We start from the raw sequence: 13,978 nt of genomic DNA, 5'->3' as shown, positions 1-13,978 counted from the left end.
GCTCACGGCTCCAGCGCACGCAGCAGGCCGCGCGCCTTGGCCCGGGTCTCGTCGAGTTCGCGCTCCGGGTCGGAGTCGAACACGATGCCGGCGCCGGTGCGGAACTGCACCTGCGCGCCGTCCACCTCGGCGGTGCGGATGAGGATGTTCAGGTCCATGTCGCCGTCGCGGTTGAGCCAGCCGAACGCGCCGGTGTAGGCACCGCGCGGGGTCTGCTCCAGCTCGGCGATGATCTGCATGCAACGCACCTTGGGGCAGCCGGTGATGGTGCCGCCGGGGAAGGTGGCGCGGATCGTCCCGCCCGGGGTGGTGCCCGCACGCAGCCGGCCGCGCACGTTGCTGACGATGTGGTGCACGTGGGCGTAGCTCTCCACGGTCATCAGCTCGTCGACCTCGACGCTGCCCGGCGCGCAGATCCGCCCCAGGTCGTTGCGCTCCAGGTCGATCAGCATCACGTGCTCGGCGCGCTCCTTGGGGTGCCCGACCAGTTCGCGGATGCGCGCGGCCTCGTCGTCGCCCGGCGCGCGTGCGCGGGTGCCGGCGATCGGCCGAGTCTCGACCACGTCGCCGCGCACCGACACCAGCCGTTCCGGCGAGGAACTGACCACGGCGCGGCCGTGGCCGACGAACAGGCCGGCGAACGGTGCGGGATTGGCGCGGCGCAGTTGCGCGTACAGCGCCGCCGGCGCCAACGGCGCGGCGAAGCGCGCCGACCAGCGCCGCGACAGGTTGACCTGGAACACGTCGCCGGCGCGCAGGTAGTCGAGGATGCGGCGCACGCCATCGACGAAGCGCTGCGGCGGGTCTTCCTCGATCGCCAGCGGCGCCTGCCAGGCGGGCGCCGGTGTGGCTGTAGGCAGCGCCTGCAGATCGTCGAGCACGGCCTCCAGCAATGCCGCATGCGCGGGTTCGGCCAGCGCCACGCAGTCGCCGGTGACGTGATCGCGCAGCAGCGCCGCGGGACAGCGCAAGGCCAGCGCGGCAGGCGAGGCCGCGGCGGACTGCGGCAACTGCAGCACCGGCTCCACCTGCGCAGCGAGTTCGTAGTCCAGCAGCAGCGCCCAGCCGCCACGAAACGGCCAGCGCGGTTCGTCGCGTTCGCAGCGCTCGGCCTGCCAGTGCGCGTCCAGCGCATCGAGGAAATCGCCGGCGACCGCCGTACCGTCCAACGCGCGAGTGCCCCCGTCGCGATCCAGCCGCAGGCCTTGCCCGTCGGCGACCAGCAACAGATCCCAGCGCCCCTGCGCCGTGCCCGACGCCGCCGATTCCAGCAACACCGGATACCGCTGCGGCGCCAGGCGATGCAGCGCCAGCAGATCGACCTCGGCCGGCAAGGGAACGGTACGCAGCATCGAAGATCCGCTGGAAGAATGAAAACGTGAGGCGGCGAAGGCGCCGCCGGGCGATGCGGCGCCGGGGATGGCAGCGCGGACATGCCGCGCACCCGTGTCAGGGAGAAAAAGCGCGGCATCAATCAGGCGCCGGCTTTACCCAATCCCGAATCCCACTCCCGAATCCCGAGGGGGCTACGCCCCCTCAGACCCGCTTGAACACCAACGTCCCGTTGGTCCCACCGAAGCCGAACCCATTCGACATCGCCACGTCGATCTGCTTCTCGCGCGCCACGTTCGGCACGTAATCCAGATCGCACCCTTCGCCCGGCTCGTGCAGGTTGATGGTCGGCGGGATGATGCCGGCGTGGATCGCCATCACCGAGAAGATCGCTTCGGCACCGCCGGCGGCGCCGAGCAGGTGGCCGGTCATCGACTTGGTGGAGCTGACCATGGTCTTGTAGGCGTGATCGCCCAGCGCGCGCTTCATCGCCAGGGTCTCGGCCAGATCGCCCAGCGGCGTGGAGGTGCCGTGCGCGTTGAGGTAGTCGACCTGGTCCGGGTTGAGCTTGGCGTCCTTCATCGCCGCCACCATGCTGCGCGCGGCGCCTTCACCGTCCTCGCTCGGGGCGGTCATGTGGAAGGCGTCGGAGCTGGCGCCGAAACCGACCAGTTCGGCGTAGATGCGCGCGCCGCGCGCCTTGGCGTGTTCGTACTCTTCCAGCACCAGCACACCGGCGCCGTCGCCGAGCACGAAGCCGTCGCGCTCCTTGTCCCACGGGCGCGAGGCGGCGGCGGGATCGTCGTTGCGGGTGGACATCGCCTTCATCGAGCAGAAGCCGCCCACCGAGGTCGGCGAGGAGCCGCGCTCGGCGCCGCCGGCCAGCATCACGTCGGCGTCGCCGTGCTGGATCATGCGCATCGCGGTACCGATGGAATGGTTGGAGGTGGCGCAGGCCGAGACCGCGGAGAAGGTCGGCCCCTTCAGCCCTTTGATCAGGCTCACCTGGCCCGGCAGCATGTTGATGATGGTGCTGGGCACGTAGAACGGCGAGATCTTGCGCGCGCCGCCCTCGTGGAATTTGACGGTCTGTTCCTCGATGCCGAGCAGGCCACCGATGCCGGAGCCGAGGATCGCGCCGATGCGCTCGGCATTGGCCTCGGTGATCTCCAGGCCGGAATCGTCCAGCGCCATGAACGAGGCGCCGACGCCGTAATGGATGAACGAGTCCATCTTGCGCGCGTCCTTGGACGAGATGAACTTGGTCGGATCGAAATCCTTGATCTCGCCGGCGATCTTGGTGGTGAACTGAGACGCATCGATCTGGGTGATCGGGCCGATGCCGGAGCGTCCGTTGACGATCCCTTCCCAACTGCTGGCCAGGTCATTGCCCAACGGCGACACCAGGCCCATGCCGGTTACGACGACACGACGGCTCATTGCGAAATCTCCTCACCGCGATACGCGCGGCCTTGACGCTGTAAAAACACAGGGCCGCATGCGCGGCCCCATGGGATTGTCACGCGCATCGGGCCCACGCAGGCGCCGATGGCGATCGCGAACGCAGCCTCAGCTCTTGACGTGCGCCTTGACGTAGTCGATGGCCTGCTGCACCGAGGTGATCTTCTCGGCTTCTTCGTCCGGGATCTCGCACTCGAACTCTTCTTCCAGGGCCATCACCAGCTCGACGGTGTCCAGCGAGTCGGCACCCAGGTCATCGACGAACGATGCGTTGTTGGTGACTTCTTCTTCCTTGACGCCGAGCTGTTCGACGACGATTTTCTTGACGCGTTCTTCGATGGTGCTCATTGGGATATCGCTCCAGATGGAGTAGTGGTGGTTCGAGTTTTAGGATCCCCGCACTCGGATGTGCGGTGCTCCTGTGAGGGACTCACAAAACGCCATCGGGCTGCGATGGCCGCGTTGGATAGTGTAGTGGAAACCGACTGGCCCTTGCAGCGCTGCACAAATGCCGGCCGATCAGCCACTTAGGCGCGTCCGTTGCGCCGCAGGCTCACGGCATGTACATCCCGCCGTTCACGTGCAGGGTTTCGCCGGTGATGTAGCCGGCGCCGGGCCCGGCCAGGAACGCCACCGCGTTGGCGATGTCGGACGGCTGGCCGAGCTGGCCGAGCGCGATCTGCTCCAGCAGCGCGGTGCGTTGCGCTTCCGGCAGCGCCTTGGTCATGTCGGTATCGATGAAGCCCGGCGCGACCACGTTGACGGTGATGCCGCGCGAGCCGATTTCCTTGGCCATCGACTTGGAGAAGGCGATGATGCCGGCCTTGGCCGCGGCGTAGTTGGCCTGGCCCGGATTGCCGGTCACGCCAACCACCGAGGCGATGTTGACGATGCGGCCCTTGCGCGCCTTCATCATGCCGCGCAGCACCGCCTTGGAGGTGCGGAACACGCTGGTCAGGTTGGTGTCGAGGATCGCTTGCCAGTCGTCGTCCTTCATCCGCATCAGCAGGTTGTCGCGGGTGATGCCGGCGTTGTTGACCAGGATCGAGACCGGGCCGAACTCCTTGGCGATCGCCTCGATCAGCGCATCGACCGCGGCGCCGTCGGTGACGTCCAGCGCGCGGCCGTGGCCGCCGTGGGCGGCCAGGCGCGCGCCGATCGCCTGCGCGCCGGCGTCGGAGGTGGCGGTGCCGATGACGGTGGCGCCCTGCGCGGCCAGTTCGTCGGCGATGGCGGCACCGATGCCGCGGCTGGCGCCGGTGACCAGCGCGATCTCGCCCTGCAATGGCTTGCTCATGTGCGTTTCCTTGGAGACGGACGGCGCATGGCGCCGGGGGAAAGGAAGGAGACCGGCGCGGACGCGAGACGCACCGCGCGGCGGCCGGCGATCAGGAGGCCCAGGCCTCGCGCGCGCCGGCGAACTCGGCGGGCGTGCCCAGGGCACGGCCGTCGAGCGACTTGTCGATGCGCTTGACCAGCCCGGTCAGCACCTTGCCCGGTCCGCACTCGGCCAGGCGGGTGGCGCCACCGGCGGCCAGCGCCTGCACGCACCCGGTCCAGCGCACCGGCAGGTACAACTGCTCGACCAGCGCCTGGCGGATCGCCTCGACACCCTCGTGCACCTGCGCGTCGGCGTTCTGCACCACCGGCAGTTGCGGCGCCTGCCAGGCCAGCCCGCGCATCGCCTCGGCCAGGCGATTGGCGGCCTCGCGCATCAGCGGGGTGTGCGACGGCACGCTGACCGCCAGCTTCACCGTCTTGCGCACGCCGCGCTCGGCCAGCAGCGCCAGCGCGCGGTCGACCGCCGCGGCATCGCCGCCGATCACCACCTGCCCCGGCGAGTTGTAGTTGGCCGGCACCACCACCTGACTGCCGGCGGCCTGCGCGCAGACCTCTTCGACCAGCGCGTCCTCGGCGCCGAGCACCGCGGCCATCGCGCCCACGCCGGCCGGCGAGGCGTCCTGCATCAGTTGCCCGCGCAGCCGCACCAGGTGCGCGCCGTCGTGCAGCGACAGGGCGCCGGCGGCGACCAGCGCGCTGTATTCGCCCAGGCTGTGCCCGGCCAGTTGCGCCGGACGCGCCCCGCCCTCGGCCAGCCACAGCCGCCACAGCGCCACGCTCGCGGCCAACAGCGCCGGCTGGGTGTACTCGGTGCGGTTGAGCATCTCTTCCGGGCCGCCCTGGCTCAGCGCCCACAGGTCCACGCCGGCGCCGTCGGAGGCTTCGGCGAAGCTGTCGCGCAGCTGCGGATGCAATTCGGCCAGTTCGGCCAGCATGCCCAGCGATTGCGAACCCTGGCCGGGGAAGACGAAGGCGAGTGTGGAGTCGGTCACGCGGTTGGCCCTGCGAAAATCAAGCGGCGATGATACGGGCGAAACCGGCCGGGCGTCTGTACCCGGGCGTATGTGAAATGGCGGCTCGCCCATCGCATGCCGCCGTTCGCGCCTCGCTCGGCGACGACCGGTGTCAGGCCGACAGCACACGTGAAGCGCGGGACGCACGCGGGCGCACGGCGTTGCGATCACGAGGGCGGGCAAGGGGGCTGGCAGCGCGTAACCGGGGAGAAGCGGAACGAGGGGCATGTCCGATGGGCGCGGCTGGACGCCCAGGCGACAACGCAAAAAGCGCGCACCCACAGGCGACCACGCTGGGCGAATCGCGCTTTTCGCGCGCGGCGTGATGTTTGCGAAAGGAAGGCGATCGCAGACGCAGCGCGCGGTACGGGCAGCGCAGACCACGCGCCGCGATGCGCGCGCTGGCGTCAGGAGAATTGGATTCGGCCAGCGCATTGCAGCGCGTCGTGGTGACGACGCCCAACACCGGTATTGGATTGGCATCCGCGCACCGACGCCGCCAACGGCGCCGGGCGCGGAAACAGGCTCAGTAGCGCAGCAGCGCCGAGCCCCAGGTGAAGCCGCCGCCGAAGGCTTCCAGCAGCAGCAACTGGCCGCGCTGCACGCGGCCCGAACGCACCGCCACGTCCAGCGCCATCGGCACCGAGGCGGAGGAGGTGTTGCCGTGGATGTCCACCGTCACCACCACCTGCTCCATCGGCAGTTCCAGGCGCTTGGCGGTGGCCTCGATGATGCGCAGGTTGGCCTGGTGCGGGATCAGCCAGTCCAGGTCGTGCTTGTCCAGGCCGTTGGCCTCGAGGGTCTCGTCGACCACGGCGTCCAGCGCCTTGACCGCGTACTTGAACACCTCGCTGCCCTTCATCTGGATGCCGCCGGCGGCCGGATCGCCGGTGCCGTCGCCCAGTCCGGTGGCGATGCCGACCGGATTCCACAGCAGTTCCTTCTTGCTGCCATCGGCATGCAGATGGGTGCTGAGAATGCCGGTGTCTTCGTCGGCGCGCAGGACCACCGCGCCGGCGCCGTCGCCGAACAGCACGCAGGTGGTGCGCTCGGTCCAGTCGACGATGCGGCTGAGGGTTTCGGTGCCGATCACCAGCACGGTCTTGGCGTCGCCGCTGCGGATGAACTTGTCGGCCACGCTGAGCGCGTAGACGAAGCCCGAACAGGCGGCGTTGACGTCCAGGGCCGGGCAGCCGACCACGCCGAGGCGGGCCTGGATCAGGCAGGCGGTGGACGGGAAGATCAGATCCGGCGTGGTGGTGCCGACCACGATCATGTCGAGTTCGGCGGCATCGATGCCGGCGGCTTCGATCGCCTTCAGCGCGGCCTCGTAACCCAGGTCGCCGGCGGTCTGGCCGGGGGCGGCGATGTGCCGCTCGCGGATGCCGGTACGGCTGCGGATCCATTCGTCGCTGGTGTCGACCATCTGCGACAGATCGTCGTTGGTCAACACTTTTTCAGGCAAATAGCTGCCGGTGCCCGCGATCCTGGAATAGATCCGCTTGCTCATGCTGGTTCCTGTTGCCTGTTACGCAGGCCGCCCCGGTGCGGCGCGGCCTGTGAAGATGGGTGACTCCGTCCGCCGCAGCGCGGTGGACGGGCACGGATCAATCTTCTTCGACCTGCGCGGTCTTGGTGGCGATCACCTTCTTGCCACGGTAGTAACCGTCGGCGGTGACGTGGTGGCGCAGGTGGATCTCGCCGCTGGTCGGATCGGTCGACAGCTGCTTGGCGCTGAGGGCGTCGTGCGAACGGCGCTGGCCGCGGCGGGACGGGGTGACACGGGATTTCTGCACAGCCATGGGATTGCTCCAAACTCGGTTCGTTTACATCTGTCGTCATTACGTCGCGCAGGACGCGCGCGTCCGGCAACAACCTCAGGCAGCGGCAGGCGGACCGACCGCTACTGTTTCTTCAGCGCCGCCAACGCCGCGAACGGGTTGACCTTGCTCGTTTCTTCCTCGGTCGCCGGCCAGTCGCGATCGACCGCCTCGCTTCCGGGCGCCACCGGCACCAGCGGCACCGCCAGCACCAACTCGTCCTCGACCAGATCGGCCGGCCGCAGCATGCCGTCTTCCGGCACCAGCAAGGCCTCGTGATCCGGCGGCAGCGCGGCTTCTTCTTCCTCGCTGCGGATCAGCCCCAGCCGCTGCACGCTCGACACCGGCAGCAGGAAGCGCTGCAGGCTGCGCTGGCAGATCAGCGGCAGCTCGGTTTCGATCTTCAGTTCGACATAGGACACTTGCAGTACAGCGTCGCGGCCGAATTCCAGCGTGTAGCGGCATTCGCCTTCGGTGTCGGCCAGGCTGCCTTGCAGACGGGTCATCGCCGAGAGCGGCAGGCGGTCTTCGAAGACCCTGCGCGCTGCGACCATCCGCCAGGCATCCAACAGTTCGGGCACGTTCGCGGACATAAGCCGCAGAATGTTAAGGAATGCAGGGGCCGCTGTCAAACCGCCCCGCCCGCTCGGCACTGGCCGCCTTGCCGGCCCGCGCCGGCCGCCGCAGACTGCCGGCCCCGGCCCGCCGCCGCCCCGCCCCTTTGCCGATGCCGCCGCTGATCCTGGCTTCCACTTCCGCCTACCGCCGCGAGCTGCTGCAGCGGCTGCGCCTGCCCTTCGACTGCGCGCGTCCGCAGGTCGACGAGACCCCGCTGCCCGGCGAAGCGCCGCTGGCGCTGGCGCAGCGGCTGGCGGCAGCCAAGGCCGCGACGGTCGCGGCCAGCATGCCGGAGGCCTGGGTGATCGGCTCGGACCAGGTGGCCGAACTGGATGGCCGACCGCTGGGCAAGCCCGGCGAGGTGGCCGCGGCGCACGCGCAGCTGGCGGCCATGTCCGGGCGCAGCGTGCGTTTCCATACCGCCGTGTGCCTGCAGCGCGGCACGCGCACGCTGCAGGCCTGCGACCTCACCGAGGTCCAGTTCCGCGACCTGCAGCCCGACGCCATCGCCCGCTACGTCGCCGCCGAACAGCCGCTGGACTGCGCCGGCAGCTTCAAGTGCGAAGGCCTGGGGATCAGCCTGTTCCGCGCGATCCGCAACCAGGATCCGACCGCGCTGATCGGCCTGCCGCTGATCGCGCTGTCCGAACTGCTGCGCGAGGCCGGCTACACCCTGCCCTAGTTCACTGCAGACGGCACCACTGGTACGGGAAGCGCGCTTGCCCGACCCAGGACGCGTAGAGCTGACAGGACCCCGGCTGCAGCGCCAGGCCGTAGCGCGCCAGTTGCTGCGCGGCCAGCGCCTGGGCCTGGCGGTCCGCGGCGGCGACATCCACGGCCCGTTCCGGCAGCAGCACCCAGCGGCAGCGGCCGGCATCGACGTTCACGCCCGCGCGCACCGGGCGATACGCCAGCCGCCGCATCAGCGCGCAGTCCGGGCCGCGATCCAGGCCCAGGCGCGCGGCCACTGCATTGAGCCGCTGCAGGCGCTCGACATTGCGATCCACTTCCGCCGGCAACATCGCGTAGCCCTGCCCGCGCGCCGCCAGCATCTCGCGCACCCGCGCGGCGTAGGCCGGCGTTTCCGGGAAATTGGAGGCGACCGACGCGTACGCCGCCTGCCCGGGCAGGAACGGAATGCGCCAGGACTCCGGCGCATCGCCGACCAGCAGCACCAGGCTGCGCTCGGGTTGCGGCATCGGCGGCGCCTGCACCCGGAACGCCTCGCGCGCCCAGCGCTCGTGCCCCCACTCGCCCCAGCCGTACAGCGCAAAGGCCGCACAGGCGATCAGGGTCCAGCGCGCCGCCGGCGCGGCGATGCGCGCCGGCAACAGCCGCCGCAGCCCCACCCACAGCAGCAGCGGCGCCAGCAGCTCCGGCACCACCAGGTAGCGCTGGATGCTGAAGGCCGCCTGCCAGGCGAGGAAGGCCACCACCACGAACACCAGCACCGCACGCCACGCCGGCGCGACCACCTCCGCCGGCGCGCAGGCGCGCGGACGCCGCAGCATCCAGCGCAGCAGCGCGACCAGGCCCAGCAGATACAGCAGCGGCCACACCAGTTGCCGCAGGCGCACCTCGCTGACCCGGTTCGGCGCCAGCGAGAACTGCAGCGGCCAGGTCAGCCACTCCCACAGCGTCTTCGGCAACCAGCGCGTGTCGCTGACCGCCACCGGTTGCGCCAGCGGCGCCAGGAAGTGGCTGTTGAACTGCGGGAACAGCGGGTTGCCGAAGGTCTGCCAGACCCGCAGCAGCCACGGCCCGGCCAGCAGCGCGAAGCTGAGCACCGTCACCGCGGTCAGCACCGCGGCACCGCCGATCCGCTGCCGCGGGCGCCCGCCGGCGACCAGCGCGGCCACGCCCAGGGCCAGCGCGAACAGCGCATTGGTCAGCTTGCAGGCCATCGCCAGCCCGAGCAGGGCGCCGACCAGCGTCCACCAGCCCAGCGCCACGCCGTGCCTCGCGGCCTGTTGGCGGCGTTGCGCGTGCAGTGCGGCGAGCAGCGCGCCCAGCACCGGCAGCGCGCTGGTGTTGTCGCCCATGGTGCCGGCGAACTCGGACAGGAACGCGGCGCTGCACAGGCCGGCCAACGCCAGCCACGGCACCAGGCGCGCGCGGTCCAGCCGCGGGTCCAGCACCTGCCAGACGATGCCGGCCAGCAGCAGGAACGCCAGCGCATGCAGCACGCCCATCGCGAACCCGGCCAGCGGCGCAGGCAGGCCGACGAACAGCGCGTAATGCAGCACGTCCAGCAGCGGATTGAAGTAGCTCTGCATCTGCGCCGGCGCCAGGTCGATACCGAGGCGGCCGTGCAGCGCGGCGTAGCCGTTGTACAGGTGGTAGTTGCGCAGGTCCCAGTTGGCGTCCTGGCCCAGCCACAGCGACAACAGCCCGCCCAGCAACGCCACCGCCACGCCGGCGGCGATCACGTTGCCGCGGCTGTGGAAGGCGAAGCGGCGATCCAGCGCGGCCAGCAGGCGCTGGCGGCAGGTCGGGCGCGGCACGGCCGCCGCAGCAACGGACGCGCTCATGCGCCGTCGCTCCGCTGCGCGTCCACCGGCCAGGCCGGGATCGCCAGGTACGCCAGGCGCTTGGCCTCGATGCGGCCGCGCGTGACCGTGTCCAGGATCAGCCCGCAGGCCAGCAGCAGCACGCCGAGCAGGACCAGCGCCGAGCACAGGATCGCGGTGGGGAAGCGCGGCACCAGGCCGGTCTCCAGGTAGGTCTGAAACAACGGCACCGCCAGCGCCAGCGCCAGCAGCACGCAGGCGCCGAACCCCAGCGAGAAGAACAGCAAGGGTCGCTCGGCCTTGAACAGGCGCAGGATGGTCAACAGGATGCGGGTGCCGTCGTGCCAGGTGCGCAGCTTGCTCTGCGATCCTTCCGGACGCGCGCCGTAGGCGGTGTCCACTTCCGCCACCGGCATGCGCAGCTGCAGCGCGTGCACCGCCAGTTCGGTCTCGGTCTCGAAGCCGGCGGCGTGCGCGGGGAACGACTTCACGTAGCGCCGCGAGAACACCCGGTAGCCGGACAGCATGTCGTCGAAGCTGCGGCCGAACAGGAAGCCCACGCAGCGGGTCAGCAGCACGTTGCCGGCGCGATGGCCGACGCGGTAAGCGGCCGCCGCATCGCTGCGGCGCGCGCCCACCACCATGTCCAGCCCGTCGCGCAGCAGGCGCTCGACCAGAGCCGGCGCCATCGCTGCATCGTAGGTCGCATCGCCGTCGACCAGCACGTAGACGTCGGCCTCGATGTCGGCGAACAGGCGCCGCACCACGTTGCCCTTGCCCTGCAGCGCGACCTCGCGCACCACCGCGCCGGCCGCACGCGCCCGGGCAATGGTGGCGTCGCTGGAGTTGTTGTCGAACACGTGGACCTGCGCGCCAGGCAGATGCATGGCGAAATCGGCCACCACCTGGCCGATGGTGGCCGCCTCGTTGTGGCACGGCACCAGCACCGCGATCCGCGGCGCGGCCGCGGGACGGTCGGAGGGGGAACTGGACATGGGCGGCGTGCGGTCCTGCGCGGCGGCGGAAAGGCGCGCCATCCTAGCTCAGTGCGGGCGCAGCACGATCGGTTGTTCCCACCAGTCCTCGACACTGCCGTCGCGGCCATGCAGGCGCAGGCCCAGCCAGTGCGTGCCCGGTGCCAGGCCGCTGGCATCGACGGTGGCGCGGAAGCCGATGTGCGGATGGTGGGGATCGGTGGAGATCTTCCAGAACCTGGTCACGTCGTAGACGTCGCCGTAGTGCGCCTGCGCCGCGACCTTGCCGTCGAGCAGCACCTCGATCCGGTCGATCCCCACCCCGTCCTTGAACGCCCAGCCGGACACGTCGAAGCGGCGGCCGACGCTGGCGTCCACGTCCGGGGTGTTGAACCAGGCCATCGCCGGCGTGGTGCAGGGCCCGCTCGCACGCTGCGCCGGCAGCGCAAACAGCAGGAAACGCTGGCTGCCGTGGTCGCTGGACACCACCCGCGGCGGCGGCAGCGGGCCGACCAGGTCGCACACCGCGTGGTAGCGCTGCAGCAGCAGCCGGTACTTCATGTCGCTGGGCGAGAGCACCAGCAGGCGCGGACCGTCGCGGTGGCCATCGCTGAGCAGTCCCCACTGCTGCAGTTGCGCGCTGCGCCCGTGCTTGTCGTTCAACGGATGCGGCAACACCTGGATGTTCGGGTCGCGCAGTTCGAAGCCGAGTTCGGCACCGACCTTGAAGTTGTCCGCCAGTACCTTGGTGCCGGGCGGCATGCCCGCCAGTTCGCGCCGCACCGCGCTGGCCAGCGGCCGCCAGCCAGCGAAGTTGCGCGGGTAGTACTTGTCGCCGGCGGTGTGCTCGCGCACCGCCGGCACCGACACCGCCAGGTAGTAGCCGAACGCACCGACCAGGCCCAGCCCGGCCAGCAGCCAGGTGGCGCGGCGCAGCGGCTTGCTCCAGCCGTTGAGGATCACCGGCGTGGCGATCAGCAGCGCCAGATAGCCAGGCAGTGGCCAGTGGAAGCTGACCCGCTCGGCGTCGGTGAAGAACCCGAGCAGGAAGATGCCCAGCGTGGACACGCCGCCGAGCAGGCCGAAATACCGCCACTGCACGCGCGTGCCGCTGCTGCCGCCGCGCGTGGCCATCAGCGCCACCTTGGTCATCGCCACCGCCAGCAGCGGCGTGACCAGCAGCAACTGGATCAGCAGGAAGGCGATGCCGGCGGGCTGGAAACTCCAGGGGTGGCGGTCGACCAACTGGAACTTGAGACCGGCCTCGCCGTTGTCCGCGTTCCAGGCCAGCAGCGGCAGCCAGGCGACCATGCCCAGCGCCAGCGCGACCCACACCTGCGGATCGCGCAGCATGCGCCGGCCCTGCGGGATCAGCAGCAGCGCGATCGCGCCGACGCCGATCACGCCGACGAAGCGGTAATGGCTCAGCGCGCCGATGACCAGGCCCAGCGCCAGCTCCACCGCGCTCAGCGCCTCGGTCTGGCGCAGCAGCCGCGCGGTGGCGTCGATGCACAGGATCGTCGCCAGCGCCATCGGCACGTCCGGCAGCGCCAGGATGCCCAGGGTGCCGGACAGCGGCATCAGCAAGGCCAGGCTGCCGGCGCGCCAGCCCGCCACTGCGCCGAACCAGCGCGTGGCGATGCGTGCGATCAGCCACGGCACGGCCGCGCCCAGCAGCAGGAACGGCGCGCGCAGCGCCAACAGGTGGTCGCCGCCGAGCGCCACGCCCAGCCGCGCCAGCCACGCGGTCAGCCCGGGCAGGTCCGAGTAGGCCAGCGCCAGGTGCTGGCCTTCCTGCCAATAGAATGCCTCGTCCACGAACAACGGCAGGCGCGCGGCGACCAGCAGTTTGGCGGCAGTGACGAGCGTCCACAGCACGATGAAGACGCTGCGTGCACGTTGTTCCCCTTGCATTGCCCGTAAACTCCCTGAAACCGTTGCGAGACTGCGATGCCTACTCCGCTCCGCTTGCCGGAAATGCTAACCGATACGTTGCGCGAGGCGCTCACGCGTGCCCAGCAGCAGGTCAACGCGCTGGTCCTGGGCAAGCCGCAACAGGTGCGCATGGCGTTTGTCGCCCTGCTGTCCGGCGGACATCTGCTGATCGAGGACCTGCCCGGCCTGGGCAAGACCACGCTGGCGCATGCGCTGGCCGCGAGCCTGGGACTGGGCTTCCAGCGCGTGCAGTTCACCTCCGATCTGTTGCCGGCCGATGTGCTCGGCGTGTCGGTGTACGACGCGCAGTCGCGCCAGTTCCAGTTCCATCCCGGCCCGGTGTTCACCCACGTGCTGCTCGCCGACGAGATCAACCGCGCGCCGCCGCGCACGCAGAGCGCGCTGCTGGAAGCGATGGCCGAACAGCAGGTCACCCTCGACGGCACCACCCATCCGCTGCCCTCGCCGTTCTTCGTGATCGCCACGCAGAACCCGGTGGACCTGTCGGGCACCTTCCCCCTGCCCGACTCGCAACTGGACCGCTTCCTGCTGCGGCTGGCGCTGGGCTATCCCAACGCCGAGGCCGAACGCGCGCTGCTCAGCGGCAGCGACCGCCGCGACCTGATCGCGCAGGCGCAGCCGCTGCTCGGCGAGGCCGACATGGCGACCCTGCGCCAGGGCGTGGAGCAGATCCATGCCAGCGAGGCGCTGGTCGGCTACGTGCAGGCGCTGCTGGCGCGCAGCCGCCAGCATCCGGGCGTGCGCGTGGGTCTGTCGCCGCGCGCCGGCATCGCCCTGCTGCGCGCGGCCAAGGCGCATGCGCTGCTGCTCGGCCGCGGCCATGTGCTGCCGGAGGACGTGCAGGCGCTGTTCGTGGCCGTGGCCGAGCATCGCCTGGTGGCCGAACAGGAATCGGCGTCCGGCCAGGCCCTGGCCAAGGCGATCCTGCACAGCGTCGCGGTGGACTGACACCG

Annotated in this window: 13 protein-coding genes; 2 read left to right on the top strand and 11 right to left on the bottom strand. The window is 70.4% G+C overall.

The features are described 5' to 3' along the window. Nucleotides 1-2: 2 nt before the first annotated feature. The 8 genes from AC1PK7_RS04875 to AC1PK7_RS04840 form a co-directional block, all read right to left on the bottom strand. Nucleotides 3-1,352, bottom strand: a complete 1,350-nt coding sequence (locus AC1PK7_RS04875) for an aminodeoxychorismate synthase component I (protein ID WP_420009066.1) — start codon at nucleotides 1,350-1,352, stop codon at nucleotides 3-5. Nucleotides 1,353-1,536: 184 nt separating this feature from the next. Further along, nucleotides 1,537-2,772: a beta-ketoacyl-ACP synthase II gene (gene fabF, locus AC1PK7_RS04870; protein ID WP_242161390.1), complete on the bottom strand. Its 1,236-nt coding sequence runs from the start codon at nucleotides 2,770-2,772 to the stop codon at nucleotides 1,537-1,539. Nucleotides 2,773-2,901: 129 nt separating this feature from the next. Further along, the gene (acpP, locus tag AC1PK7_RS04865) at nucleotides 2,902-3,141 is read right to left on the bottom strand and encodes an acyl carrier protein (RefSeq protein WP_010342475.1); all 240 of its coding nucleotides are present in this window, start codon (nucleotides 3,139-3,141) and stop codon (nucleotides 2,902-2,904) included. Between the two features lie 205 nt (nucleotides 3,142-3,346). Then, entirely contained in the window at nucleotides 3,347-4,090 is a 744-nt protein-coding gene (gene fabG, locus AC1PK7_RS04860) for a 3-oxoacyl-ACP reductase FabG (RefSeq protein WP_152243112.1), read from the bottom strand. A gap of 91 nt (nucleotides 4,091-4,181) precedes the next feature. Then, nucleotides 4,182-5,126, bottom strand: a complete 945-nt coding sequence (fabD, locus tag AC1PK7_RS04855) for an ACP S-malonyltransferase (protein ID WP_481100027.1) — start codon at nucleotides 5,124-5,126, stop codon at nucleotides 4,182-4,184. A gap of 547 nt (nucleotides 5,127-5,673) precedes the next feature. Then, entirely contained in the window at nucleotides 5,674-6,657 is a 984-nt protein-coding gene (locus tag AC1PK7_RS04850) for a beta-ketoacyl-ACP synthase III (protein ID WP_420009064.1), read from the bottom strand. 97 nt (nucleotides 6,658-6,754) lie between these two features. Then, the gene (rpmF, locus tag AC1PK7_RS04845; protein ID WP_010342479.1) at nucleotides 6,755-6,949 is read right to left on the bottom strand and encodes a 50S ribosomal protein L32; all 195 of its coding nucleotides are present in this window, start codon (nucleotides 6,947-6,949) and stop codon (nucleotides 6,755-6,757) included. Nucleotides 6,950-7,050: 101 nt separating this feature from the next. Beyond that, nucleotides 7,051-7,560, bottom strand: a complete 510-nt coding sequence (locus AC1PK7_RS04840; RefSeq protein ID WP_010342480.1) for a YceD family protein — start codon at nucleotides 7,558-7,560, stop codon at nucleotides 7,051-7,053. 134 nt (nucleotides 7,561-7,694) lie between these two features. On the opposite strand from AC1PK7_RS04840, the gene AC1PK7_RS04835 reads away from it, so the two are divergent. Continuing rightward, a complete protein-coding gene (locus AC1PK7_RS04835; RefSeq protein ID WP_481100026.1) occupies nucleotides 7,695-8,267 on the top strand; it encodes a Maf family protein in 573 nt (190 codons plus the stop codon). Nucleotide 8,268: 1 nt separating this feature from the next. Here AC1PK7_RS04835 and AC1PK7_RS04830 read toward each other — a convergent pair whose 3' ends face one another. The 3 genes from AC1PK7_RS04830 to AC1PK7_RS04820 are packed head-to-tail and all read right to left on the bottom strand — an operon-like array spanning nucleotide 8,269 to nucleotide 12,983. After that, nucleotides 8,269-10,116: a hypothetical protein gene (locus AC1PK7_RS04830; RefSeq protein WP_481100025.1), complete on the bottom strand. Its 1,848-nt coding sequence runs from the start codon at nucleotides 10,114-10,116 to the stop codon at nucleotides 8,269-8,271. Beyond that, the gene (locus AC1PK7_RS04825) at nucleotides 10,113-11,090 is read right to left on the bottom strand and encodes a glycosyltransferase family 2 protein (RefSeq protein ID WP_481100024.1); all 978 of its coding nucleotides are present in this window, start codon (nucleotides 11,088-11,090) and stop codon (nucleotides 10,113-10,115) included. Before AC1PK7_RS04825 ends, AC1PK7_RS04830 begins: the two co-directional genes overlap by 4 nt. Before the next feature lie 48 nt (nucleotides 11,091-11,138). Beyond that, entirely contained in the window at nucleotides 11,139-12,983 is a 1,845-nt protein-coding gene (locus AC1PK7_RS04820) for an ArnT family glycosyltransferase (protein WP_481100023.1), read from the bottom strand. Nucleotides 12,984-13,019: 36 nt separating this feature from the next. Here AC1PK7_RS04820 and AC1PK7_RS04815 point away from each other — a divergent pair, with 36 nt between their 5' ends. Then, nucleotides 13,020-13,973 carry an AAA family ATPase gene (locus AC1PK7_RS04815; protein WP_152243124.1) on the top strand — a complete coding sequence of 318 codons (954 nt, stop codon included), beginning with the start codon at nucleotides 13,020-13,022 and terminating at the stop codon, nucleotides 13,971-13,973. Nucleotides 13,974-13,978 lie beyond the last annotated feature (5 nt).

Source organism: Xanthomonas sp. NCPPB 3174 (genome assembly GCF_056725205.1).
Note: the sequence above shows the minus strand (reverse complement) of the source record. Positions and strands in the feature narration are given on the sequence as shown.